This window comes from Runella sp. SP2, assembly GCF_003711225.1.
Lineage (GTDB): Bacteria > Bacteroidota > Bacteroidia > Cytophagales > Spirosomataceae > Runella.
On the sequence record NZ_CP031030.1, the window covers coordinates 4,246,469 to 4,272,766 of the forward strand.

Annotated in this window: 17 protein-coding genes; 7 read left to right on the top strand and 10 right to left on the bottom strand. The window is 46.9% G+C overall.

Annotation, left to right across the window (positions count from 1 at the left end):
- The first annotated feature begins 26 nt into the window (after positions 1-26).
- From DTQ70_RS16930 to DTQ70_RS30745, 5 genes are all read left to right on the top strand, one after another.
- Positions 27-887: an ROK family protein gene (locus DTQ70_RS16930; RefSeq protein WP_122931904.1), complete on the top strand. Its 861-nt coding sequence runs from the start codon at positions 27-29 to the stop codon at positions 885-887.
- A gap of 68 nt (positions 888-955) precedes the next feature.
- Complete coding sequence (locus DTQ70_RS16935) at positions 956-2,209, top strand: sugar MFS transporter (protein WP_122934449.1); 1,254 nt, start codon at positions 956-958, stop codon at positions 2,207-2,209.
- Positions 2,210-3,373 (top strand): DNA-binding transcriptional regulator, encoded by a 1,164-nt coding sequence (locus DTQ70_RS16940; protein ID WP_122931905.1) that lies wholly within the window; start codon positions 2,210-2,212, stop codon positions 3,371-3,373.
- Positions 3,374-3,558: 185 nt separating this feature from the next.
- Entirely contained in the window at positions 3,559-4,404 is an 846-nt protein-coding gene (locus DTQ70_RS16945; RefSeq protein WP_122931906.1) for an energy transducer TonB, read from the top strand.
- A 33-nt stretch (positions 4,405-4,437) separates the two neighbouring features.
- On the top strand, positions 4,438-5,943 hold the full coding sequence (locus DTQ70_RS30745; protein ID WP_164490082.1) for a family 16 glycoside hydrolase: 1,506 nt from the start codon (positions 4,438-4,440) through the stop codon (positions 5,941-5,943).
- A gap of 216 nt (positions 5,944-6,159) precedes the next feature.
- Here the strand turns inward: DTQ70_RS30745 and DTQ70_RS16955 are convergent, their stop codons facing one another.
- The 6 genes from DTQ70_RS16955 to DTQ70_RS16980 all read right to left on the bottom strand — a co-directional run bounded on the left by DTQ70_RS16955 (position 6,160) and on the right by DTQ70_RS16980 (position 20,400).
- A complete protein-coding gene (locus DTQ70_RS16955) occupies positions 6,160-7,197 on the bottom strand; it encodes a DUF418 domain-containing protein (protein WP_164490083.1) in 1,038 nt (345 codons plus the stop codon).
- A gap of 241 nt (positions 7,198-7,438) precedes the next feature.
- Positions 7,439-12,361, bottom strand: a complete 4,923-nt coding sequence (locus DTQ70_RS16960; RefSeq protein WP_164490084.1) for a cellulose binding domain-containing protein — start codon at positions 12,359-12,361, stop codon at positions 7,439-7,441.
- 260 nt (positions 12,362-12,621) lie between these two features.
- The gene (locus DTQ70_RS16965; protein WP_122931909.1) at positions 12,622-13,068 is read right to left on the bottom strand and encodes a helix-turn-helix transcriptional regulator; all 447 of its coding nucleotides are present in this window, start codon (positions 13,066-13,068) and stop codon (positions 12,622-12,624) included.
- A gap of 17 nt (positions 13,069-13,085) precedes the next feature.
- A complete protein-coding gene (locus DTQ70_RS16970; RefSeq protein WP_122931910.1) occupies positions 13,086-16,598 on the bottom strand; it encodes an ATP-binding protein in 3,513 nt (1,170 codons plus the stop codon).
- 231 nt (positions 16,599-16,829) lie between these two features.
- Entirely contained in the window at positions 16,830-19,157 is a 2,328-nt protein-coding gene (locus tag DTQ70_RS16975; protein ID WP_122931911.1) for a hypothetical protein, read from the bottom strand.
- 25 nt (positions 19,158-19,182) lie between these two features.
- Positions 19,183-20,400 (bottom strand): DegT/DnrJ/EryC1/StrS aminotransferase family protein, encoded by a 1,218-nt coding sequence (locus DTQ70_RS16980; RefSeq protein ID WP_122931912.1) that lies wholly within the window; start codon positions 20,398-20,400, stop codon positions 19,183-19,185.
- A 116-nt stretch (positions 20,401-20,516) separates the two neighbouring features.
- Between DTQ70_RS16980 and DTQ70_RS16985 the strand changes: the two genes are divergently transcribed.
- A complete protein-coding gene (locus tag DTQ70_RS16985; protein ID WP_122931913.1) occupies positions 20,517-21,824 on the top strand; it encodes a hypothetical protein in 1,308 nt (435 codons plus the stop codon).
- A gap of 157 nt (positions 21,825-21,981) precedes the next feature.
- Here the strand turns inward: DTQ70_RS16985 and DTQ70_RS16990 are convergent, their stop codons facing one another.
- The 4 genes from DTQ70_RS16990 to DTQ70_RS17005 form a co-directional block, all read right to left on the bottom strand.
- On the bottom strand, positions 21,982-22,905 hold the full coding sequence (locus DTQ70_RS16990; RefSeq protein WP_122931914.1) for a hypothetical protein: 924 nt from the start codon (positions 22,903-22,905) through the stop codon (positions 21,982-21,984).
- Between the two features lie 185 nt (positions 22,906-23,090).
- Positions 23,091-23,906 carry a DUF4595 domain-containing protein gene (locus tag DTQ70_RS16995; protein ID WP_122931915.1) on the bottom strand — a complete coding sequence of 272 codons (816 nt, stop codon included), beginning with the start codon at positions 23,904-23,906 and terminating at the stop codon, positions 23,091-23,093.
- 682 nt (positions 23,907-24,588) lie between these two features.
- The gene (locus DTQ70_RS17000) at positions 24,589-25,101 is read right to left on the bottom strand and encodes a hypothetical protein (RefSeq protein ID WP_122931916.1); all 513 of its coding nucleotides are present in this window, start codon (positions 25,099-25,101) and stop codon (positions 24,589-24,591) included.
- Positions 25,091-25,570, bottom strand: a complete 480-nt coding sequence (locus tag DTQ70_RS17005) for an N-acetyltransferase (protein WP_122931917.1) — start codon at positions 25,568-25,570, stop codon at positions 25,091-25,093. Before DTQ70_RS17005 ends, DTQ70_RS17000 begins: the two co-directional genes overlap by 11 nt.
- Positions 25,571-25,714: 144 nt before the next feature.
- Here DTQ70_RS17005 and DTQ70_RS17010 point away from each other — a divergent pair, with 144 nt between their 5' ends.
- On the top strand, positions 25,715-26,296 hold the full coding sequence (locus DTQ70_RS17010; RefSeq protein WP_229599957.1) for a YdeI family protein: 582 nt from the start codon (positions 25,715-25,717) through the stop codon (positions 26,294-26,296).
- The last annotated feature ends 2 nt before the right edge of the window (positions 26,297-26,298 follow it).

The window sequence follows — 26,298 nt, forward strand, 5'->3', positions numbered from 1 at the left end:
CGTTAACACTTAAAAAAGTAGCACCAATGAAAATAGGAGTAGATTTAGGAGGAACCAAAGTAAAAGCAGGAATCGAGTTTAACGGAGAAATTATCCACCAAAACACGGTTTTCCTCCAAGAGAAGGAGTCCATGTCGGCTACTTTAGAGCAGTTGTTTGACCTGATACGTCCCCTCACCCAACATCCCATTGGAAGCATTGGGATTGGTGTCCCCTCAGTCGTCGATGTCGAAAAAGGCATTGTTTATAACGTAGCCAATATCCCTTCGTGGGAAAAAGTAGCGTTACGTGATATTTTGGAAGAAGAATTTAACATACCCGTCTATGTCAACAACGATGCCAACTGTTTTAGCCTTGGCGAACACCGTTATGGCGTTGCCCAACAATACAATTCTGTGGTTGGAATGACCATCGGAACTGGCTTAGGGTCAGGCATTATCATCGACAATCAGCTATACAACGGCAGCAACTGCGGCGCGGGCGAAATCGGTCTTTTGCCTTACCGCGAGCACAACCTCGAATACTACGCAGGGAGTAACTTCTTTGAAGCCATTCACGGCACTACGGCACTACTCGTGAGCAACGCCGCACTCGATGGCGACAAAAAAGCCCTTCGTTTATGGCAAGAATTTGGTGTACATTTGGGTTTTGCCATCAAAGCTGCCATGTACACCTACGACCCCGAAGCCATTGTATTGGGTGGTTCTATTGCCAAAGCTTACTCGTTTTTTGAAGGAGGAATGCGCAAAGCGCTTGAGGATTTTGCCTATCCCGAAACCCTCAAAAGAATCAAAATCCTCCAATCTCAAAACGACGACATCGCCCTCTTAGGTGCCGCGGCATTGGTATCTCAGGATAGCAAGGTGACAGTGAGTAGTTTAAGGTAAGATTGAGTGACGAATACAATGTGCACAGGGTTACTCACAACCCGACCAAATCCAAAACCCAAAACCACATGAAAAGAAACACCTTTATTGTTATTCTCATTTTCGTTATCTTCTTCGTTATATCATTTTTGAGTAATATTCTTGGGCCTATTATCCCCGACATTGTCGATAGTTTCAACTTGAGTATCGGCTTGGCGGGTTTTTTACCATTTGCCTTTTTTGTAGCCTACGGCGTAGCCTCCATTCCTTCGGGGATATTGGTCGAAAAATATCGCGAGAAAAAGGTGCTTTTCTGGGCTTTTTTGTTGGCATTTGGTGGGGCGTTGTTATTTGCGCTAGTTCCTACGTTTACCGTATCGCTCCTATCACTTTTTATCATCGGCATCGGCATGGCCATGCTTCAAGTGGTAATTAACCCCCTGCTTCGCGTGGCAGGAGGTGAAGCAAATTTTGCCTTCAACTCCGTGATGGCGCAGTTGTTTTTTGGCGGCGCTTCGTTTTTGAGTCCCATGCTTTACAGTTATTTAGTACTGAATGTTCACTCTGGCCAAGAAACAAACGTCCTTATTTCTACGCTCAACAACATAGTCCCCACCGACTTGAAATGGGTTTCGTTGTATTGGGTGTTTGCGGTGGTAGCGCTTTTGATGGTCATCATCGTAAAAATGGTACATTTTCCCGAAGTAGAACTCAAAGAAGACGAAAAGATTGACACCCAAAACGCCTTCAACGACTTACTCAAAAACCGCTACGTTTACCTCTTTTTTCTAGGAATTTTTGCGTACGTCGGTACAGAGCAAGGCATTGCTAACTGGACGTCAAAATTTCTGCAAACCTACCACAACGTTGACCCAGCGACGGAAGGTGCTTCGGTGATTTCGTATTTTTGGGGCTTGCTCACCATTGGCTGTATTTTAGGGCTTGTTTTGTTAAAACTCTTCGATAGCCGTCGAGTACTGCTGCTTTTCACCGTTGGAGCCATTGTTTCGGTGTTGGTGGGCTTATTTGGACCGCTCGAAATGGCTTTGTATGCCTTTCCAATGAGTGGTTTTTTTGCTTCGGTGATGTGGTCGATTATCGTCTCGTTGGCCCTCAATTCCGTTCCTTATCACCACGGAACGTTTTCGGGGATTCTGTGTTCGGGCATTGCGGGCGGTGCGGTGGTACCACTTGTCATTGGGGGTTTGGCCGAATTGGTGGGGCTACGTTTGGCGATGTTGTTTTTGATGATTACTTTGGGATATATTTTGAGCATTGGTTTTTGGGCAAAACCCCTTGTGACCAACGCCACCATTAAAAGTTGGAAAGAACTTTTTTCCTAGATGTACAAAATTATCCTTCTCATCGACTTTGCCGAAGAATACAGCAAAGGCTTACTTCAAGGAATTTCGAAGTACTCGAAAGAGCACGGCCCGTGGATTTTCTGTCGAATGCCGCTGTTTCAGCGCGAAACGATTGGGATTGACGGAATTTTGGAATGGGCGCTCGAATGGGAAGCCGACGGCATCATTGGGCAGTTATACAACGACCCCAAGATTTCTAAAATCGTGGAAGCGGGAATTCCCGTCATTGCCCAAGACTTCAAGGAACGTTTCAAAGAGATTCCCAACATCACGGGCGACCACTACGAAGCGGGACACCTTGGTGCTGAGTATTTTCTCCGAAAAGGTTTTAAACACTTTGCTTTTTACGGTTTCAAAGACATCGTTTGGTCACGCGAGCGGGCCGAAGGCTTTGAAGCACGCGTACGAAAAGCGGGCTACCAGGTGCATTATTTTGAACACGCCATGTCGCGGTCGAGTGAGCTGTGGTATTACAAACCCAGCCCGCTAAGCCAATGGCTCAATTCGCTTCCCAAACCGCTTGCCCTCATGGCTTGCGACGACAACCAAGGACAGCACATCACGGAAGCCTGCCGCTTGGCCAACATCCGTATCCCCGAAGAAGTGGCCGTGTTGGGTGTCGATAACGACGAAATGATTTGTGAATTTTCGGATCCTCCGCTTTCGAGCATTGCCCAAGATACCGAAAAAGGTGGCTACGATGCGGCCAAATTGTTGCACCACATGATTGAGCACGGCACGTCGGATTTTTACGACATTTACGTAAAACCAACGCAAGTCATCACGCGCCAATCCACTGATATTTATGCCACCAACGACAAGTACATCGCTTCATCTTTGAAGTTTATCCACCAAAACATCGACAAAAACCTGCAAGTCGATGATGTGGTAAAACAAGTGCCATTGTCGCGGCGGGCGTTAGAGCAACGTTTTCAAGACATTACGGGATACCCGATTTATAAGTATATTTTCAATTTACGGATTGAAAAATTCACCCAAAAACTGCTTGAAACCGACATGACAGTTTTTGAAATTGCCCTCGATATGGGCCTCACCGACAGTAAAAACATTGCGCGGCAATTTCGACAAATCAAAGGCTGTACCCCCATCGAGTATCGTAACAAATATTTGGCAGGAAAATAGAGCATTTTGCCGCCATTCTTAGTTTTAGAGAATAATAAAATAGTTGAACTTAATTTTAACAAAAAAGCCCTTTTTAGCGCAAAAAAGGTCAAAATTCAAAGAAAAAAGACATAAAGCGACATTAAAAATAGTGAGAGAATTAAGAAATCAAGGTATTTTTGCCCAAAACTATCTAACCCAGAAATATGAGATTTCTTACGCTACTGACCATACTAACATTGTTGATAAGTAACGCATTACATGCGCAATCTACCCCACCCAAAGATAGCACTGGCCATAAGGTTCAAGCCGATAAACTCTTTTTGGCAGGCAAGTACCAACAAGCCAAAGAGCTGTACGAGAAGGCAAAACAAGTACCTGGTAATGAGAATGATGACTACTTAATAATGCAACTCGAAAACTGCGATAAATGCCTCGGCTATTGGCGCTCAATTCAGGAGTTATCCAAGGACGCTGAAGCCACCAAAGTAACCATGGCCGTTTATGAAAAAATATTGGACATCAACCCTAAAGATAGCACCGTGCAAGCTACACTAATGACCAACTATTGGACGCTTGCCAAGCAACGTTATCAGCAGCTTGACTTCCAAAGAGCAGGCGAACTCTTTCGTAAAGTGAGTGGCTATCCCCAATCGCCTTACACTGCCGAAGCGAGGGTATTGGCCGATAGCAGTGACATCTACGCCAAAAGCCTCACTGAAGGGTTTATTGCCCCCGATGTGGAAGTACCTGCTACTTATGCTTCTGGTTTGAAAGGCATTAGCAATGTCATTGCCAACAACATGAAATATCCCGATAAGGCCGCCAAAGAGAAAATCAGCGGAAAGGTATGGCTAGGCTTTATCATCAACGAAAAAGGGAAAGTAATTCCCGAATCGGTACGGGTCATCAAGGGCATTGGAGGGGGTTGCGACGAAGAAGCAATGCGCCTTATCAAACTAATGAACAACTGGACGCCCGCCATTAAATGGGGTAAACCCGTTCGTTTCCAAAATACGTTTGGTATCACATTCTCGCTGGGGAAAGAGTAAAATTTCCCCACTATTCCATTTCTATTTTCCATTATGAAAAAACTCCTTTTCCTAACCCTTTCTTGCTATTGTTTAAATCACTCATTCGCCCAATTCCCCTCCGAAATCGTTGATTTCAAAGCCCATACCCAAAACCCCGTTTTTGAAGGAACAGGCAAAAAAACGTGGGACGAAAAAATCCGCGAACGGGGATACATCCTGCGCGAAGGGAATACCTATCACCTTTGGTACACAGGCTATAAAAACGAGCCTAAGTCCACCAAATACCTTGGCTATGCCTCGTCCTCGGACGGGATTCACTGGAAGCGTCATCCTCAAAATCCTATTTATAGGTTGGATTGGGTCGAAGATATGTCGGTGGTGAAAGTCAATGGCGTTTATTACATGTTTGCCGAAGGCCGCGACGACGTCGCCCATTTGCTTACGTCCACCGACCGTATTCACTGGAAAGAAAAAGGCAATTTGGACATTCGCAAAACCGACGGAACCCCCATCAGCCAAGGGGCTTACGGGACGCCTGCGATTTGGTACGAAAACAAAACGTGGTATCTTTTTTATGAACGCGCCGACTTAGGAATTTGGCTCGCGACCTCCCGCGATTTGAAAATTTGGAAGAACGTTCAAGACGAACCTGTCATTGCTTTAGGCCCTGATGGCTACGACAAATTTGCGGTAGCGATGAACCAAGTCATCAAATACCAAGGGAAATATTACGGTTATTATCACGCATCGGCCTTTAAGGATTGGCGCGAATGGAGCACCAACGTGGCCGTCTCTAACGACCTCATTCACTGGACAAAATACGACCGCAACCCTATTTTCGGAAGTGACAAATCGAGCGGGATGGTGGTAAACGATGGCAAACAATTCCGCCTATATACCATGCACCCATCGGTACAGTTGCACACCCCAAGTCCATGGGAATGGCTGTTTAATGGCACATCAACCCAAAGCTGGACTTCGGCCAAAAGCGACCAGTTTCCCAAAGAAGGCTGGGCCATCGAAAACAACGAATTAGTGGTCAACAAAGGCCGAGGCGAAAGCAAAGCAGTGGTGCGGGGAGGAGATATTATTACGAAGAAAACCTACACTCAGTTTGATTTAGAATTTGAGTTTAAACTCGCCCCTGGCGCCAATACGGGGCTTAAATATTTTGTCAAAAAATACCCCAACGGCTCCCTTCTAGGGCCAGAATATCAGTTGATTGACGATTTGGGTAACAAAGACATTGCCAACGATACCAACGACAAACGACGTACGGCGAGTTTGTATGAATTGATGGAACCCAATTCGCGCCAGCAAAAACCCATCGGGGAATGGAACCGTGGACGGATTCGGGTAGAGGGCAAACGCGTAACGCACTGGCTCAACGGCGTGAAAGTGGTCGAATATACCATTGGAAGTCCTGAGTTTGAGCGGGCGAAGGCAACGAGTAAGTTTAAGGATGTGATGGATTTTGGAATGCCTGGGGGGCATATTCTCCTTCAAGACCACGGCGACGAAGCTGCTTTCCGAAATATTCGGATTCGGGAGTTGTAGTTTTTTTTAGCTAATTTTTGCAACCATATAAGATAGGCTGTACAGAATTTGTATAAAAAATCCCTCACTTTTGTGGCGGCAACCAACAAAACAGTGAGAGATTAATGTCGTTAGACAAATACAAACTCATAGACACTCAGCAAAGTAGTCAGTATTGGAAAGCTAAATATAGCCAAAAGCAGTGTAAGACTTCTTCATTGAAAGAAGCCATGGAGGCTATTGGGAGTCTTTGGTTGGAGTCGCATCTACCAAACTTGGTTTGCCGTAAGTGATGCGGTTGTACAACCATTCAATGGGGCCTTGGCCGTATTTTGCAAGCCAAAGAAAACTTAATAACACCTCCAGTGCGTAAATGACTACCCCTACTCCAAGCAATTCTGGTAGGGTCAGTCGGTCAGTCGGCCCTAATCCATGCCCATAAAAAAAGAGCGTACACAGCAGGGGTTGGAGCAAATAATTACTTAATCCTGCTTGGCCTACTCCGCCAAGTAAACGTGACCATCCTACCGGTTTTAGGTACCCATTCAAGCCTATCTCCAGTAAATAAACCAGTGTGACCAGCAGCGTTCCCAAGAAGCCAGAGAGGATTATCAATGGCCGTCGGTACGGGAGAATATCTATGGGAAGGCTCACTAACTCTAGCTCCAGCAACACCGAAAAGCTTTTGATGATAAAAGCGATGGGAAAGAGCAGTACCATGAGCAGGGAAAATCGAACCTTGATTTGGCTCAATCTGTATGCAATATCTAGTTTACTCGCCATCAAACCCGCTAGCAGCATGATTTCCTTCAGTAAAAAAGCAACCGAATAATGCCCAAGTTCCAGTTGACAATGCAGGCGTATTGCAGTGAATTGAGTTCTCATCAACACCCAGACTGATTTAACAGGCTTTAGATGGAGTATCTCCTGCGGTGCAGTCTTGAGGGGAATCAGCGATAGACCCAGAGGGATGAACAGAGCCAAAAATGTCAGCCCCACAATCCAATTGCGTAAACTTGTGAGGGATTGTTTCTGAAAATAAAGAAGCGTATAACCCAATAATGCATAGGTCAGGAGCTCATTGCCAAACCAGAACAACAGGCTATGTACCAACCCTAAACCCAACAAAAAAGTCAGCCGATGCTTCGCCGACCGATGGGCATTCAGTCCGTTCTCGGTATCGGTTTGCCATTGTAGGTTAAACCACAACCCTGCCACTACCCCTACCATCAGCTCAAACTGGCCCTTGATGAAAAGCGACAGAAAGAAAGCCACGGGTACATAGGAACCGGACTGATCTAGGTTCAGCCAGTGAGAGCTATGCCAGGGGCTCACTAACCCATAAGTCTGTATATTCATCAGCAAGACGCCCAGCAGGGCTATCCCGCCCATCACTTGCAGGTGATGAATAGTGGGGGTAAATCGGTTCATGAAGAATTTCATCAATGGAGAAAAACGCAATCTGACGAATACAAAGCGGTTGATTCCTGCAGTGTATCCGTCAGATCGGATTTGGTTACTGGACTTTCAGCAACTTGACCGTTTTCCATTGACTGGGGGTGCTCACCCGCAGTACAAATGTACCGGTTGATTGACCAGCCAATGACAACTGATACCGTTGACCAAATGGTTGCCCCTGCTCTTGTTTATCCTCCAGCAAATGTCCCTGCAAATCGGTTATCTGTAACCGCACCGGCTGCTCCCCAGCCCCTTCCACCAACACATTCACCATATCTCCCTCAATGGGATTGCCTAGTACGGTGACTTTGAGTTCACTGCTTGGCTCCGCCGATCTTGGCTCTGCAGACGCCACACGACCTTTCGGGGAAGGCGGTGAGTAGGGCGAAGGAGGCGAGTAAGGAGAAGGCGGGTAAATCGGCTCAGACCCATAGATACGAACCCCATCCAGATACACTGTTATTTTGTCATTCTCCTGCATGGTGTTGAAAGCTTTGTAAGAATGATCATCCTCCTGATTGAATAGACTCCCATCCGTTTTGGTCAATCGGTACTGAATATCCCCTGTGTTGCTCAAAGCATCTAACTGACCTAAGCCCGCATCGAAGCTCAACTCCAGGTAGCTGTCGGCTTTCAGGGGTGGAGTAGCTATTCTAACCAGTCGGCTACTGACATTGGCATTGCCCAACCAAGCGTAGTCCAAGGCAAAGTTGAGTGCCGCCGGGCTGTCGGCCGTCAGCCAGTAAACCACTGTCATTTTTTGGAAAGAGATAGGTACGTTGCCCTCGTTAAAGACTTTCACGGAGGTAGCGATGGTATTGGTTGCGGCGGAACTGCGGTTTTGTGAGGTTACTCGCAGTTTTCGCAGGGGACTGGCCGTTTGAGGCTCGGTGCCCCAGATGAGCCTACCGTTCTGATAAAGGGTAATCTTATCGGTTTTGGTATAGTCGGCGGTTTTGGCATACGAATAATCGTCGGCTTCGTTGAGGTAGGTGTTATTCTGCTTGGCAATGCCCGTTTGAATGGCTCCCGAGTTAGCCCCGGCAGCCAGAGCTCCAGCGGCAGCATCAAAGGAGTATTCAATGTAGCCTAGGGCTCCCTGACGGGGAGAAGGCAGGGGCACATACTTCATTTTTACCTTATCCGTACCCAATTGCGCCCCATAGACCGAGAGGTTGGTCACTGGTGCAAAGTCTTCGATGGTCAGCCAATATCGAACGGTGATGTCACGGTAAGCAATGGGTGAGGTGCCTTCGTTGTTGAGTTGGAGGTAGGGTTTGATAAGGTTGTTGGCCGGCTGATTAGCATCGCCATCCAAATGAGATACGCTCATTTTGGCAGGCCCTGGTGTACAGCTGCCCGTGACGGTCACGGAAGCGGTGGCCGTACAACCGCCAGAGGTAGTGACAGTGACCGAATACGTTCCCGCTTGAGTGACGGTTGCGGTATTGCCTCCGTTGATCTGGGTAGCTCCTGCACTGAAGGAGTAGATTGCACCGCTAATGGCGCTGGCCGTCAGGGTTACGGTCTGGTTCTGGCACGAAATCTCCCCACCAGCCGTCAGGTTGACATTTACTTTAGGCGATAAGCTTAATTGGTAAGGCTGTGACGTAATGGTATTACAACTACCTACCACATCAACGGTATATAAGCCCGTATCGGCCAATGTGACATTAGTTAGTAGTAAGCTGGGACTGTTGGTTGAAAGAAGTTGGCCTCCTTTTTTCCACTCGTATCGCACGATATTGCCAGTGGCTTCCACAGAGATGGTTACGGTAGCACCTTCACAAGTAGTCGTCTGATCACTTGGTTGCTTAGTGATTGACACTGGAGTTGAGGGAGTACTCTGATATTCATAAGCGCCCATATCTACGGTTCCATTATGGATACGCGGATTACCCTCCAAATCGGTGGTAATGCCATTCAAACCAGCGACCGAGTTCAAACCAGCATTTAAGGCAGGTGAACAACTGGTTAGTTGAGTGGTAGCCGTACTAAAAAAGGGTGAAGTCGTCGTGGTTAGGTTCCCTAGACCATTGGTATAGCCCGTCATTGATGGGCTAAAGAGGCTGTAATTGACATTGAAACTAACAGTAGGTGAACCGTTTCCGGCTATCTCACCAGTACCGTTGTTGAAGAATACACAGTTAGTGAGCTGCGTATTGCTACTACCCCGTGCATTCGATCGGCTGAAAATAACTCCGCTTAGTGAGGTGTTCCCCTGAAAAGAGCAATTGGTAATTTGTGGGTTACTAATGCCACCCAAAGCGAGATTCATGATCGCCCCACCATTATTACCAGAGGAGTTATTTAGAAAGGAGCAGTTGATTAGCTGAGGATTGGTAGTCCCCGGGGCTTCGCTATCATTGAGCACAGCCCCCCCTCCAATAATACCGGCCGTATTAGACTCAAATAAACAATTGATGATTAGTGGACTACTGTTACCACTACCACTATTGCCCGCGTTCCAGATCGCACCGCCTCCTTGACTAGCCGAATTGTTCAGGAAAACACAGTTATCAATCTGGGGGTTAACGATTCCGCCTTTTCCGTCATTATAGATGGCACCTCCCCTCCGAGAAGCATTTCCCCGAAAATAACAGTTGCGAATAGTCGGATTACAAAACTGGCTATTACTACCCTTATTATACATTCCACCTCCTAAATCCCAATTGCTACTACTGTTTTGTTCGGTAGCATTCCCTCCCGTAATGAAAAAGCCATCCAACACAGCAGAAGGAGTTAACCCCGGTGAGTTGCTGATCACATGGCAGCTGTTATTCGCCAGCGTCCCGTCGTTATCAATATCCCCCGAAAGTATCGTACCAGAGGGAGTCGTTGACCCGATTGTCGGGCGTTGGCTCAAAGCAGTTTCATTTCCTACAAATCCCCCATAGATTGCGATGTTGTTGCGCATAGAAAAGCTCAACATACGATCCCCAGTATTGGTGGGTTTGTAAATTCCACGGGCTACCCAGACTTGAGCACCACAGTTGGTGGCCGTATTGATGGCTATTTGCAGGGCAGTGCCCGCAAAAGCATTGCTCCAGCTGGAGCCGTCCTGTAATCCAGCCCCGTTCTGGGTAACGTATATCACCGCTCCACACGGAATGACTTGGGTAATAACCAGGGTGTACTCGGCACTTACCCCCGAACAACCGACCGCATCGGTGGCCTGAACCGTGATTGTAAACCGACCTACCTGTGTTGGTGTGCCCGACAAAACACCATTGCTCGACAGGGTGAGTCCCGAAGGTAGAATACCGCTGGCTAGACTAAATCGATAAGCACTACTGCTGCCACTTGCGGTGAATGCTTGGCTAAAAACATTACCTGTTGTAGTGGTAGCGGTGAGTGGATTAGTCACATTAATGACAGCGATGCTATTCGTAATGGTAATATTGGCCGAAGATGAACAACCTTTGGGAGCGGTGACTGCTACCGAATACGTTCCTGATTCGGTAATAACTATACTGTCACTGGTGGCACCAGTATTCCATCGGTAGGTAAATCCTTCTTCAGGACTACCTCCGCCAGCAGTAAGTGTAGAAGAAGGCGATAGACAAGTGAGTGTCGTAGTGGTTGCAGTAATCTGAGCTAGGGGTTGTCCACATTCTTCCAGTTTAACGACCCAGTAATCTAACTCAACTTTGTTGGCTTCGGATTTATCCCCTCCAATACCGGAGTTTGAATACCCTCCCAGTATGAAACCGCCCTCCTTAGCCCCAACCAATGAACTTAGTATATCCATGCCCGTTCCACCCAGGGTTCTATCCCATTGTCTATTCCCTGTTGCATCTATTTTGACCACCCAGTAGTCGGGTCCTCCTTTACTGGCTTCGGTTTTATCCCCACTGATGTTACTCGCGGATTCTCCACCCAGCAGAAAGCCCCCATCAGCGGTGGCAATCGCTGAACCTAGGTTATCATATCGGCCTCCTCCACATGTCCTGTCCCATTGTTTTGTGCCAGCGGCATCAATTTTGACCACCCAATAATCATTTACAAATGGACTAATATTGTTTTGCGTTTTATCCCCACTGATAGGTGAATCTGAAGAACCTGCTAGCAGAAAGCCTCCATCGACAGTAGCAACTACAGACCTCAATTCATCCTCTAAATTTCCTCCCAGGGTTTTATCCCATTGTTTAGCGCCGGCGGCATCAATTTTGACCACCCAATAATCAGAACGACCTTGATTAGCTTGCGTTTTATCTCCTCCCTTGTCAGAACCAGAAACACCGCCCAGTAGAAAGCCACCATCGGTGGTGGAAACGACAGATCTAAAATTTTCACTTGAGGTTCCACCGAAGGTTTTATCCCATTGTTTCGTCCCAGCGGCATTGATTTTGACTACCCAGTAATCACTTGCTCCTTTGTTAGCTTGTGTTTTATCACCCCCTATGTCGGAATAAGAAATACCTCCTAGCAGAAACCCCCCATCCGCTGTGGCAATCACGGAACTCAAATTTTCTATGCCTGCTCCGCCGAATGTCTTGTCCCATTGTTTCGTCCCGGTGGCATCTATTTTGACCACCCAGTAATCACCTTGCCCTTTGTAGGCTCCCGTTTTATTCCTATCTGGTTTAGATTCTGAAGAGCCCGCCAACAGAAAGCCGCCATCGGCAGTGGCAACCACCGAGCTCAAAAAGTCATTTGAAGTTCCGCCGAATGTCTTATCCCATTGTTTCGCCCCAGTGGCATTAAGCTTAACCACCCAGTAATCTGCTGCTTTACTGGCTTCGGTTTTATCCCCCCCGATTTCAGAACTGGAATAGCCCGCTATCAAAAAACCGCCATCCGACGTAGCAACCATAGCGGTTAATACGTCATCTGATAGTCCACCCAGCGTCTTATTCCATGCTGTATAGAGCGGCGCCTGAGCTTGACTGCGCGGTAGAAGAAGCAGAATGAGTGCCCCAAAAAGATAACTCCTGCGTAATAGACGACGAATATTCGCCGTTTGTAAAAAAGTTTCCATTATTTGATTTGATAAAAAAAGGTAGTTAATACAAATACGCCAACCAGTCTCACTCGACGTAATATCATCCATGATACTACTGCAACGAAGTGTCTGATTGGAGTGCAAAACTAGCCCATGACCAGCCCCGACAGTTTGCCTGAAACGGCCAACTTACTTGCCTGAATCCGCCAAATTGACCTTTTGGCCACTTCGGGACACGCCAAAATCAACTTATTTATAATAATAAGAATAAAAAATTAAATAAAAAGAAGATTAACTTAAGACTTGTTTTGGGTAGCGCTATACGAAGATGGGGAAACCGCGAACTGCGATTTAAAGGATCGGGAGAAGTGGGGAAGACTTTCAAAGCCAGTTCGCTCGGCGGCTTCGGATACGGAAGCGCCTTGTTGTAATAGATTGGCTGCTTTCTGGAGTCGATAGGAACGGATCAGTTCGGCCGCATTCGTACCCGTTAATGTGCTTAATTTGCGATGAAGCGTGCGCGGACTGACGGCCAGTTCGTCGGCCAGTTGTTCAACGCTGAAGCTGGAGTTGGTCAGTTCGTTGTCCAGTACCCCGTAAAGTTTAATCAGAAAAGGATCGTCGGCAGCGGTCTCGGCGACCGGTACGTTGGACTCAGCCAACTGGCCCATTCGCTGCTGCCAATGTTGACGCAACTGCTGCTGGTGGCGGAGTAAGTTACTGATTCGCAATTGTAGTTCCAACCCGTTAAAAGGCTTTGTCAAGTAATCATTGGCCCAGCTGAGAGTCCCTGAATACGCGCATCGGTCATGGTTTTAGCCGTCAGCAGGATCACGGCAATATGCGCTGTCAGAGGAGTCGTTTTGATGTGTTCCACCAGGGCAAATCCGTCCATCTGCGGCATCATGACGTCCGAGATTACCAACTCAGGCAGTTCAGCCAAACATACCTGCCAACCTTCCAAGCCATTGGAAGCGGTTAACACCCGGTAATGTTGTGCCAATTCACTTGCGATAAATTCGCGTAGCTCGTCATTGTCTTCGACCACGAGGACTACTGGAACATCTTTAGTAACGTTTTTTGGGGCAGGAACTGTCTCTATCTCCATCACCTGATGATGCAGCACGGGGCGTTGCTGGACTATAGGGTCAATGGTCGTACTCATCTCGGATTGGTCTTTCAGAGGCAATCGGACGGTCACGGTAGTACCCTGCCCAAGCTGAGAGTCAACAGTGATCGTACCCCCTAAAAGCCGGGTAAACTCAGCCACTAAAAACAGACCGATTCCTGTTCCGGTACCTGCGCTGTCTTCCGCTTGCCGCCCCTGATAAAACCGGTCAAAAATATGGGGAATTTGCGCTTCAGCCATGCCGATTCCAGAATCACTCACCTGTAGGCAAACCCAAGGCTCCTGACCAGATTGGTCGGCCTGGAGCGTAACTCGAATCTGCCCCCCTTCTGGGGTAAATTTGAGTGCATTGGCCAGCAGGTTGTAGCCGATGGTTTCCAATTTATGGGCATCAAACAACGAATCCACCGGTAATCTGGCGGTTTCATAGGTGAGGGTGACATTTTTTCGTTCAGCACGAAGTCGGAACGAATCTACCAGTTCCCCAATGAATCCAGCCAGATTCCCCCTTGAGTAGGCTTGCCCCAGCTGCCCCGCTTCAAGCTTAGCCATATCCAAGAGTTGATTGATTAAGCGCAACAGACGTTGTGCGTTGCGGTGCATGATGGAAAATTGGTGAATCAGACCTGTGGGTGAAGGCAGCGGTTTCGTCTCCAGAAGTTTCTCCAGAGGATTGATAATGAGCGTAAGGGGCGTTCTGAACTCGTGGGTGATGTTGGTAAAGAAACGTGTCTGCCAGTCCGCATTGTTTTTTGCTAACTCCGCTTCCTGCTCTTTGAGTCGGATCTCCTGTTGAAGTTGAGCCTGATGAAGTCGGTACTGAATGTATGCTCTAATCAGTCCTGCCAGTAGGAAGAGGTAAAGCCCATAAGCCCACCAGGTTCGCCACCAAGGGGGATCAATGATAATGCGAATGGTTTTAATCAATGAGCTCCAGCGACCGCCAGCATCCGCCGTGTTAACCCGAAATTCATAGTCGCCTGGCCCTAATTGGGTATAATTAGCTGCCGTTTGGCTACCCACCTCTACCCAATCCGCATCAACCCCTGTGAGCTGATAGCGGTAGCGCAGGCTGGCAGGCTTATTATATTGGATACCGGCATACTCGATAGTGAAAAAGTTTTGGTTAGGCTTTAGCCGTAATGTATGGGTCGCATTCAGCGGGTAGCTTAGTGGTGAGTCGTCCGCGCCTGGTTCAATAGGCTCGTTGGCAATCCTCAAACCAGTCAACACGCTGGGGATGGATTGAGCCGTTTCACTCATGGCCAATGGGTCAAAGACGGTTATGCCTGTACCACCTCCGAAAGCCATTCGACCATCGGGCAGTTGCAAGGCATGATTGGGACGATACTCAATGTCCAACAGGCCGTCTGCGGTAGAGAAATGGCGCATTTGGCCAGTGCGGGGATCTATCCGGCTGATTCCTTTGCTCGTACTGAACCAAATGTTTCCTTGCCGGTCAGTCAGTAACGTATTGATTGTGCTGCTGGGTAAACCCTGACCCTCCGTCCAGTTTTGCCAGCTCATCGTGCGCGTATCCAGACGGCTGAGCCCTTCCTCCGTTCCTATCCAAAGGACAGTTGGGTTAAAAGGGTCGGCAACTAGGCACTGCACATGGTCTGAGGGTAATGACGGGGCAGAAGATGACTGAGTTCGCAGGTGGTGAACAATTTGACGACGTTGGGTATCATAAACGTATAATCCGGTTACTTCTGAACCGATCCATATCATCCAGCCTATGGGTTGAATCGAGGTAGCCCAGTTGAGAAGATCGGGGACAGGAAAGGTTTCTAGGAGTCGCCCGGTTGAGTCGGCCTTTAGGATGCCCTGATGAGGTTCGAACATCCAAATCGTACCATCCTGTTGACGTCGAAGTGCATTACCCCCATCGATTCCCTTACGAGTAAAGCCTTGCTTGAGCCGAAGTACTGAACGAAACCTTCTGGATTTGGATTCTCCCCGCAGCAGCTCAAACCAACCGTTTAATCCTGCGCTCAAATACGGGGCATTTCCTTCCAGGCGAAGCTGATAAATCTGTTTATCTGTTTTAGCCCATTCAGGTACGGTCAATCCCTGTTCCATCAAAAGTACATCCTGAATAAAATTAGTCCGATAGGGATAAGTCTTAACTGGGAGTGCCTGCAAATCAACCTGTTGGATACCATCCCCATTGGTACCAATCCACAGGACGCCCGAGCGATCGACCAGCAGGGCGTGAAAATAGTTTTGTAAATCAATGCGAGGAGCCGTCCAGATAGGGGTGATTCGGTCAGTATCCGACAACCGGTAAACGGTCATACCGTGGGTGAAATAGACAGATTTATCTGGTGCTTGATAGATTAGCCCCGCTTGCACATGGAGGTTGGAAGAAATCGGAATGGAGCGAAACAGGAGTGTCTTGGGATGAAAGGAAAGCAGTTGATTGACTGCACTAATGAGAATCTCACCGTTCGCCCGTTCAAGCAGCGATGTCCCATAATAAGTTTCCGTTTTGCCCGGAAGACCGACCTGTGGATGTTGCCAAGCTTGGTAGGCTCTCTTTTGGGGATCAAATTGAAGTAAATACCCTGGTACTGGTGCGTACAATTGTTGGTTTTTCGTGAGCAGAAACGAATTGCCAGGATAATGTCCCAAATCTGGTAAGGTCGGAAAGGGGTAAGTGTTGAACTGATCTATCTGTCGATCAAAACGGATAAGCTGAGTTTGGTATCGTCCCCAGAGATTTTTTTTATCTGGGGTAAGTAAGGCGTTCGACAGTATAATATGCTTTTGCCGAAGCTGTTTTTCAGTAAGAAATTCACTAAATTGTTCGGTGATAGGGTTAAAGAGTTGAAGGTGTTTATTCTCCAACTGAATCAGTATCGCAGAATCTGAAACGGACTGAATCGAGAGGATTACGTTTCCAGCCAGTGAAGACGAGCTGTTGGGGCGGTGGCGAAATACCTTAAACTGGCGACCATCATAGCGAGCCAGACCACCTCGGGTCGCCACCCAGAGAAAGCCAGCTTTATCCTGAATAAGCCCTGATACATAATATTCGGGTAACCCTTGCTGGAGGCTCAGATTACGGGCTGTATGGGGCTGGCCCCGCAAATGACCAGTAATCAAAAGTAGCAGAACTGTAAGCCAGAGGGGAATTTTCACGAATAAATCATCTCAGTGGATAGTAGTTTCAAAAGTACGCATCTTGACCGTATCAACCAAATGAATAGTAGAGAGTTTGAGCACTAAATGATTATGACTACGCTCCAACTGAAAAAAACGAGCCACCACGACAGTATTAGAAGTAAGAGTTTTGGAACTTGCTAACTACAAAACTCTTACTTCTTTTTTTACCTAATTTGACCTTTTTTAGCAGCGTAGATTAGGTTGAAACTACTGCTTCAGCAACCAAACATCCGAGATTTTGGATTGCTTTCGCCAGTTTAGGTGTGACTCTTCGGGTTCGTCAAAGGTGATGTGCAATTTCCCATCTTGGGTCAACGTCAAGGGCACAATCCATTCTTTAACGCCATTGGGTTCACGGCTGTACGTAATCGGTTCCAAACGACGCCCATCCACGCGCAACAGTGCTTCTCCTGATCCAACCACCCGAACAATATAACGCGCGTCCATTTGGAGGTTATCGTATTCTAATTCAGGGCATTTCTGGAACAATTGCGCCGATAAACGGGTCCGACTGAAGCCATCTTCCCACCATGCTACGTCGGTAGCATCTTCGGAAATTGTCTTCACACGCGGCCCTTTCGCTACGCTCGAAACGTCGTCGTAAAAACTTCCTGCCCCTGGATTTTCCCACGTGGCAATTTCTTTCAAACGTGCTTTTTTCGCTTCCTCCGAAGGCAAGGCCACTACTTTTTTAAACTCATCGGCCAACCACCAGCGGTTATTGAGCGGATAATCGACAAAATCCAGCACACAGCCTCGTTCGTAGCCCTTGGCATTGTGTTTTTTGACGCTTGTTTGTAGGCCAATCGACGTGAATAAATCGGCACATAATTGCTCTATTTTTTGACGTAACTCAGGCGCACAATTTTGTTGGTCGGCCCGATTAATCAGTGCCAACGCCTCGTTCATGGCCTTTTCAGTGCCTAGCTCTGATGCCTGAGAAAGCACGTGATTTGCCTGTTTTTCAAGCGATTGCTCATACACCAATCGGCGACGGGTGTAAGTGTCGTAGTTGGCGCGTAGCAAAAGTATCTGCCAGCGCCAATTATTTTTTAAGGCAGGGTTGGCCGTTTCTAGCCCTTTCCAAAAAGCAAACGTAGCCTCTACCCCACCGTTTTGAACCAACGAGCCTTTCCAGTTATTTTCGAGGGCGGCAATGCCATCGGCGGCGCTTTCGGTGGCTGTTTTCCCAAAAAAGAAGCGGGTATAATCGGTCAACATCTCACGCACATCCATCGTAGGATTCCATCCTCTCATGCTCCACACTACCTTGTTAATGTCGTCGTGGCAACCGTCCGAATACGACACAAAGCCGTCGGTAAAAGGGGCATACGTTTGGTGGATTTCAGAGAATGCGTAAGGTCGCGGATTGGACGCTTCGCGACCGAGGGTCAGCGCGTAGGCTTGGTCCCAACCGCGTACAGGAAACTCACAGCGAACATTGTGCGTGATGTCGGGGTACTGGCGGTGCTGGTATTTTTTGGGCAAACGAAAACGCGTTTCAGCCATTGGCGGACTTCCTGGCCCCGACACTACGCCTTGCAGCCAATCGGGCTTATTTTCGGCCAAATAGCGGTAAAAATAATCGGTTTGCTCCACGCTAAAACCTTGCAACGAAATCCATATTTTTCCTTTTGGGTGGTATTTAACCAAAAGTTGATGCAATTCTTTCAAAAAAGGCAATACCAACCGTGGATGGTTGTCGCCCGGATCGCCGCCTGGCACAAAAATATGGTCGAGGCGGGGGCATTTTTTGTAAAACTCTTCGTGCAATCGCAACTCCGCCGCACGCTTGTCGGCATCGGTCAACTCAAACGTCACGGGTGTCCACACCCAGTAGTCAAGGTCATATTGTTGACAAAGTTCGCCCATTTTTACCCGCATTTCGGAGGCTGGAATTTTAAAATGGGGATTGGGTTTTTCATCTTCGTGAAACGGAATCCCTTCAACGGCATTGGTGCCAAAAATCGCTAATTCCCTGAAATATTGATCATATTGCTCCACCGACCACGCATCATACGAATTGGCTGTATGTCGGTAGCCCAACTGATGCCCGCGAATCGGATACGCAGGAGATGTTGCTACGTCGATAGTAGGTGCAAGCAGCGCATTGCCCGCCGACATCTCCAAGTGGCGTAGCACCCAGCCCGTTCCAAACAACACCCCACGGGCATCGGCACCAATAATCCAGAGCGTTTGTCCATCGACCACCACTCGAAAACCTTCCGCCCGAGCCTCGGCCGCATCGCCCGCTTTTCGGGCAGGAAGCGCTTTCCCGAACAATTCACGGTCGCTCGACAGCGCCATTGCCACCGTCACTCCCGTTTTGGGCCAAGCCGTGGCGGTTTTGAGCAGCAACTGCGTCCGTTTATTTATTTCTTCAATAAGAACTTTAGGCGCCGTTTCGCGCATAGGCACTGGCACCGACGGCGACACCAAAATGGCGGCATTTTTAAGGGATAACGATTGCGCATAGGTCGTCAGCATACCACCTAGCACCGCTATCAAAAGCAAAAAAGTACGTTGTTTAAACATGAATTGAGAAATGGTTGGTGGATGATTACGCCTCACGTTTGACTTTCAGAATCGCTTCGGCAAACGACTCCATGTCTTCCTTCGTTCCTAACATTCCGTGTTGCAAAATCCACACTCCTTCGTCGCTGCACGCGTGTTCGGCCACGGGGCAATGCACTTGACTGTAATCCACGTAGTCGGGGATGGCATAACACATAAAGTTTTTGTTTTGGAACAACGGTTGCTTGTACAGCGGATGGGGGTATCCTCTAAAACAAGGGACTCCCTCGGCCGCTAAACGCTCCACAAACTCCACTTTCGATAACCCATTAAAATACGTTTTGTCGTACTTGATGATGTACAAATGGTAACAGTGGCGGGTTTCGCCAAATCCCCGTTTCAGAGGAGTGATACCTTCGATATTTTCCAGTAATTGATTCAAATAAAGGCCGTTGGCATCGCGTACGAGGGTTTGTTGTTCCAAACGCTTCAATTGCGCCGACAACAGCACGGCCTGCATTTGGGTGATGCGGTAGTTGCAGCCTGGGTTATAGTGGTCGTACCACTGCCCGCCTTCGATACGCCCCACATTGCGCAAAGAGTGCATCATGGCGTACAGTTCGTCGTCGTCGGTGACAACGATGCCCCCCTCGCCCGCCGTTAGGTTTTTGGAAGACTGAAAACTGAAACTCCCTACGTCCCCAATCGCCCCCAGTTTTTTGCCTTTGTACTCCGCACCGTGGGCGTGCGCGGCGTCTTCGATAACGCGTAGGTTGTGACGTTTCGCAATGTCCATAATCGCGTCCATGTCGCAAGCCTGCCCGCCAAAATGCACAGGAATAATCACTTTGGTACGGGGCGTAATGGCGGCTTCGATGGCCGCGGGGCTGATGTTGTAGGTCTCAGGGTCAATATCGACAAAAACAGGCACACAGTTGGCCTCAATCACCGTTGATGCCGTAGCAATAAACGTATAAGGAGGAACGATAACCTCATCGCCAGGTTTTACGCCACAAGCAATCAGGGCCAATCGTAGCGACACTGAGCCATTGACGCAGCTAATGGCGTACTTACTACCGCAATAAGCGGCAAATTCTTTTTCAAACTCCTCGACCAAATCGCCGCAATCGGGATTGCCCCACTTGCCACTACGGACTACTTCGGCGACGGCTTCTACTTCGGTTTCGTCAAAAATGGGCCACGCAAAACTCTTTTTGACGGTCTTTTCTGTTATTTCCACGGGTGGGAGATTTTTAATGTTCATTGGATAATTACAATACTGACTAGCTAGTTTTTTAGACTACTCAAATAGCCTTTTTCAAGGGCAAAAAGGTATATCTAAAAACGATACTAAACCCTGATAAACACCTTTCTTATCCAATGAAAAACAAACAACTTTACTTCCCCATGCTCCTCGTGGCGATGTCGCTCGGAACCGCTTGGGCCATTCGCGGCCAATTCGGACACGAGTACGGTGCGGCTTGGGCAGGGGCAGTGGGCACCCTCAGTATTTTATTTGTCGCGCGCCGCACCGACTGGTACGCCAAGCTCTTTGCCGCTACCCTCGCGGGAGCCATTGGCTGGGGGTTGGGCGGAATCGCCAGCTACGGAATTTTGGTCGGCTACGGGCGCGGCGATGATTTTATCAACGTCTATTACGGGCTGCTCATGCTCTTTGTGATTGGAGGTTTGTATGGTTACGTGGGAGGTGCATTGTTTGGGTTGGCGCTGACCGACAGTCCCCAAAAACCCGTCAAATGGCACGAAGTGACCGTTGAAATGGTCGTTGGAGCGGCTGTTGCGTATTTTTTCCTCATTGAAGAATTTGAATGGTACATGACTCCTCCCCGCTCCGAAATGTGGGCGGCGGTGTTCGGCGCGGCGGCGGCGCTAACGTGGTACCTCGTCCGCAACAATCACACCTCTGCCCTGCGCGTAGCGGCCTTTTCGGGGCTGGGTGGCGGCTTTGGCTTTGCGTTTGGTAATTTCCTGCAAGTATTGGGCGGACTCACAGGCATCAAGTTCAATTTCTGGAACGTGATGGAATATTCGTTGGGCTTTTTTGGTGGATTGGGCATGGCCTACGGCACGTTTACGTCGGAATGGGAACGCACCGCCAACACCCAACCCAAGTCCAGAACTTGGTTTCCGTTGCTGATGTCCATGCTCTTTATTCCTTACGTGGTGTGGGAACAATCGTTTTCGGTCGAGCGCCTGCAAGGTATCTTTAGTAAACTCGATTTTGCGCCCGAAAGCGACATTTACCGTACGGTGCAGTTGGTGGCGTTGGCTTTTGTTTTGTTGATGGCCGCGCTGTGGTGGGTACGTTACTACCTCACCAAAACCAACCCGCTCTCCTACTCTGCCTCCGAAGTATATGCCTTGTTTTTGGGACATTGGGGGCTGTATGTGGTGTATAGCTTACTGGTAACGGGGGCATTTTTGAGCAGTTACCGCATTGAGCAATACCTCTATATCGTCAATTGGGTGGTGGTAGCGGTCCTTATCCGCAACGCCGAGGTCAGTTTTGCACCTCGTGCCATCGACCTACCGAAATGGGGCAAAAACGTTGTGCTTGTCATCGCAAGCATTGCCCTGTTGACGCTGATTTTGATTAACTCGCACGGCGAACTCAAAAACAGCCATAAGCGTTTTGGCGCTCCCCCGCCCGTGGAAGAGAAGAAATAAAAGCAAAAAAGCGCTGGTTGCCCAGCGCTTTTTTTGTGTAGTTTCCTGGATAGGGCGTGGGTTTCGCAATAGATAGCGCGAGTGTACCGCTCGTGTTTTCTATTAACAGGCTTCTAGCCTAGTTACGAGCAACCAGTTGCCTGCCTTCAAGAATCTTTTATTTTTGTGATGCCCTTAATTTCTGTACAGCTTCGAGGCTTAACCCTGTCAAAGAGGCTATTTTGGCATCATCAAAATCTGTCTCGGCCAGCAAAGCTTGTGCAAATGCAATGCTTTTGGCTTCAATACCTTTTTCAATGCCTTTTTCGATTCCTTTCTTTTCACCGATACGCCGCTCGCGCTCCAAGACAAATTCTTCAATTCCCATCGTTTTCTTTGTTTTATTGGCCAACAGTGCTATTTCTTCCTCAAATTTATGGTTTTTTCCCACCTCTCCAAAACGAACATAGAGTTTTAAAAAGTTCATCAAGGCCCTGATTTTATCTTTGCTGAATTGTCGTTCCAAAAGACTTTTGGCCAAAGCCAATTGATTGCTAAACAACTCGTCTTCGGTTATTTTCCCCTTCTTCAAAGCAACCAATGCCGTCAATACAACCATCGCAAAAGGGTTTTCGCTTTTTAAAAGTAAGTCCTCTCGTTGATGCAATACCTTGTAAACATTAAAATCATAACGCAAACGCGTACCCAAATAGGTTTGTTGAAAATGACTCGGTTTAAAGCCCTTATTGCGGTCGGTCAGAATGGCAAAAGCCGTGACGGGACGCTGGTATTTGTCGTAGATGCGATAGAAATACTGAAACATACGATGCTCGAAAGTAGCATCGCTACTTCCCTGCACTTCGATATGAACCAAAATCCACTGTTCACTCCCTTCCTTGGTAAACACTTTTACAAGTTTGTCCACATATTTAGGCGAGAAATCGTCAGGATTCGTCGGAAAAAGTTGTTCCAGTTCTTTATCCAAAAATTCAAAAGGTCGCTCAAAATCGAAGAGTTCATCAGCATTTTCAAAGAAAAACCTCAAAAAATCGTCAAAAATATCTTCCAAAATGGCTTTCCACAGGCTATCGTCGCGTTTCATACGTCAAACGTAGGACTAAATTTCAAAATTTACAATCCTGATAGCACAAGGGTTTTGCTTGTGTTTGTTAATAACAAGCTTACTACCAAGCCATTCGCAATCAAAGGCTAGAAGCCTGCTAATTTTTGTCACGAGCGGGACGTTCGCGACATCAGAGAACTGAAAAAGCGGATTTTTACAGAGGTCTAATAACGATATTCGTACAAAACATCAATTGATCCACCATTTCGCTTAATCAGCATTCCAGAAACACGACCAGCAGCGTCAAAGGTGTACGAAAAATCCATTGTTGTACTGGCACCGTTTTCTTTCATGATTGCTCTCTTGAGTAAATGACTACTGTATTTCCCTAAAAAGCTCCCTCGGTAAGTGAAATGAGGTGTTTGCCAAGAGGATATTTCCTGATGAATACTGTTAGGATAATCGGTATATTCATAGGAGATCTGAACCCTGACCCGTTGATGATTTACACCATTCCATTCCAATAAATTTCCATCCCCGCTATACTTTAAGGTAGTCAGATAGAAATCATCGGCCATACCTGTCAAATACCCATTTTTGTAAAAATATTGGGTTTTGTTTTTTTTCCCATTACTCGCTAATATACCCTCTGCATTCTCTGCAAGCCCTTCTCGGTTAAGTTGATAAGTCATTTGTTCTGCCCCGAATTTGCTGGTAGCTTTTTGGGAAATAAAATCTGTAGAAACTTCAAAGACAGGACCCGTATCAGTTGATATAGTTTTCAATTGATCCTCTGCGTTATAGTCAAAATTGTAAGTGTAAGTTGTGGTGGGTCCAAGAAATATTATGGCAGATTTAGGAAGTTTAGTGACTATGACAGGGGATTGAATTTCAGGATGGTCATCCGCATATTTTTTTGCTCTTTCGACTAATGTCAACTCAGGGGTCGTGGGAGTTGGCGAATCCTCGGTGGCTATTTGTTCGCAGGCAGAAAGTCCCAATGTTACTGCCAAGACTGTGAATAAAACGGTAGTTTTCATAGAAATGTGAGGTAGTAGTTTTTCAATAAAAATAACGTATTAAATGGTTAAAAATTAAACGAATGAAAGATTGAGGTTAGTATAATTGTTAATAGAAACAATACCCTACTCAACATAAAATTCATTATAAAGCTGCTTTGCCAAACCCCTTTGCGGAATCTGTGCCGATTGAAACTTTGCTTATTTCGATACACCTGCTATCTATCTTTACTTTAGCAAGGCCGCCTGTACGGTAGCTATGCAACCCAATCTTCCAATGAGGATATTAGCTAGATGAGGTGCCCTCGCAATCGCTTGCTTCTTGGTAAGAGATGATGATTAAAAGTCATCCTGGCGAGAGCGCAGAGGTCACAAGGTGACGCTTTATTTTTGTGATGCCCTCAATTTCTGCACAACTTCAAGGCTTACCCCTGCCAGAGAGGCTATTTTGGCATCATCAAAATCTGTCTCGGCCAGCAAAGCTTGTGCAAATGCGAGGCTTTGTTTTGGATGTGATTCATGCTTTCTACAAAGATGTAGCTCCTTTGGAGCAATAAATAGGGGCTCTCAATTTTACTGCTTGCCCCTTGGCTGGCGCTTGTTAGTAGCAAACATATTTCATAATTAAACGCTGTCCCACATCCTACAAAAATGAGACATTGATTTCTGTGAGACGACAAGTTGAGGTCGGTCATGCATCTAATTAAAATTCTAATGCCAAATGGCCTTTAACATGCTTCTTCTCTTTGTTTCTTAGCGAAGAATTCGTCATGATAGAATATTCCTGTTGTTTCATTGAAAGCCGAAACCAGTTACGAGCAGAAATAAACTGATTAGAATGAAACTCTAATCGAATAAAAATATCTTCAGAAGGTGCTCTACGACCAGAAAGTAATTGACTGAGCTTCGTTTTATGAATATCAAGCTCAGAAGCTACCTCAATCTTCTTTTTATTTTGAAGCTCGATATATAATTGTAAGAAATAGGCAAAGCCTTTTTTGGGATCAAACGTATCCTGCTTGATATAATCCTCAATATGAATTTTCAATTGAAGCAATTGACCATATAACTTTTCCTGTTCAGATTGCTCAACTAATCTCTTTTGACGGATAACGGCTAATTGCTGGTCGGCTTGGCGTTTCTGCTCAAGAGTCATTTTAGCTGGTAACATAAAGCCATCTACTATTTCTTCGGGAGCTATTGCGTCAAGGTTCATGGTCGATGTAGGTTTGAATGAGAGTATAAAGTGGTCTTCCTTCTAAATACAGTTGCTGGCCACCATCCAGCATACCATACTTACTTTGATAATGTTTTACCAATCGGGTTTTTGGTTTAAGCGATACACAGGCTAGATAGCCGTATTCTTTTACCGCTAGCCGACATGCCCATCCAATTAAACAACCAGCAATTCGGTCATACTGCTTACCAGGTCCAAAATTATCACTTCGGCTAGCAATCAGGTTAATTTCTATGCGATACTCAAGTGGGTAGTATATTAGTGACATTGCCCCTAACATATCTTTACTGTCTGCTATCCGTAATTTCCACAGTTCAGTTTCCGTAAAGTCTTTCCAAGTAAAATGGAAGTCCTTTCTGGTCAATTTCTTCAAATCGCTAACTGTTACAGGCTCAATAATGGCCTCAACAGGCGTAGGTGGATTAGCACCCCTATTGAGCAAGTACATCCGTATTTTATTTGAGTATAAATTTACAAAAAATGTAAACTATTTAAAAATTTGTAAATAAATCTCTTCTAAAATAGAGCATTTTAAGCGATGTGTGGAGGATATTAGCTAGGTGAGGTGCTTTGGTTAAAAATGACGGGCGAGATGCCCCTGCCACTAGCTATGACTATCGACGTGTTTTATCCCAAAAATAGTGCGGAATGGCGCGCTTGGTTGGAACAAAATCACCAATCTCAACAGGCCGTTTGGGTTGTTTTTTATAAAAAATCGTCGGCCATGCCGTCTATTACTTGGAGCGAGGCCGTGGACGTCGCGCTGTGCTTTGGCTGGATAGACAGCAAAAAAGTAGCCGTCGATTCCGAAAAATCGCACCAGTTTTTTTGTCCTCGCAAGGCAAAAAGTACGTGGTCAAAAATAAATAAAGTAAAGGTTGACCAGCTTATTGAGGCGGGACTGATGACGGAAGCGGGTTTTGCAAGTATCGAAGTGGCAAAGCGCAATGGCTCTTGGACTATGCTCGACGATGTGGAAGCCTTAGTCATTCCTCCCGATTTGGAACAAGCACTTGCGGGGCAAGAGGGATTGATGGCTCAGTTTTTAGGACTGAGTAAGTCGGCTAAAAAAGAACTATTGGCTCGATTGCTCTTTGCCAAACGCCCCGAAACCCGCCAAAAACGAATTGATGAAATGATGGTGTTACTCACTCAAAAATCTACCAAAGGATAAAA

Coding starts and splice junctions, on each gene's coding strand:
- DTQ70_RS16930 (WP_122931904.1), top strand. CDS start 27: ATGAAAATAGGAGTAGATTTAGGAGGAACCAAAGTAAAAGCAGGAATC.
- DTQ70_RS16935 (WP_122934449.1), top strand. CDS start 956: ATGAAAAGAAACACCTTTATTGTTATTCTCATTTTCGTTATCTTCTTC.
- DTQ70_RS16940 (WP_122931905.1), top strand. CDS start 2,210: ATGTACAAAATTATCCTTCTCATCGACTTTGCCGAAGAATACAGCAAA.
- DTQ70_RS16945 (WP_122931906.1), top strand. CDS start 3,559: ATGAGATTTCTTACGCTACTGACCATACTAACATTGTTGATAAGTAAC.
- DTQ70_RS30745 (WP_164490082.1), top strand. CDS start 4,438: ATGAAAAAACTCCTTTTCCTAACCCTTTCTTGCTATTGTTTAAATCAC.
- DTQ70_RS16960 (WP_164490084.1), bottom strand. CDS start 12,361: ATGGAAACTTTTTTACAAACGGCGAATATTCGTCGTCTATTACGCAGG.
- DTQ70_RS16975 (WP_122931911.1), bottom strand. CDS start 19,157: ATGTTTAAACAACGTACTTTTTTGCTTTTGATAGCGGTGCTAGGTGGT.
- DTQ70_RS16980 (WP_122931912.1), bottom strand. CDS start 20,400: ATGAACATTAAAAATCTCCCACCCGTGGAAATAACAGAAAAGACCGTC.
- DTQ70_RS16985 (WP_122931913.1), top strand. CDS start 20,517: ATGAAAAACAAACAACTTTACTTCCCCATGCTCCTCGTGGCGATGTCG.
- DTQ70_RS16990 (WP_122931914.1), bottom strand. CDS start 22,905: ATGAAACGCGACGATAGCCTGTGGAAAGCCATTTTGGAAGATATTTTT.
- DTQ70_RS16995 (WP_122931915.1), bottom strand. CDS start 23,906: ATGAAAACTACCGTTTTATTCACAGTCTTGGCAGTAACATTGGGACTT.
- DTQ70_RS17000 (WP_122931916.1), bottom strand. CDS start 25,101: ATGAACCTTGACGCAATAGCTCCCGAAGAAATAGTAGATGGCTTTATG.
- DTQ70_RS17005 (WP_122931917.1), bottom strand. CDS start 25,570: ATGTACTTGCTCAATAGGGGTGCTAATCCACCTACGCCTGTTGAGGCC.
- DTQ70_RS17010 (WP_229599957.1), top strand. CDS start 25,715: ATGCCCCTGCCACTAGCTATGACTATCGACGTGTTTTATCCCAAAAAT.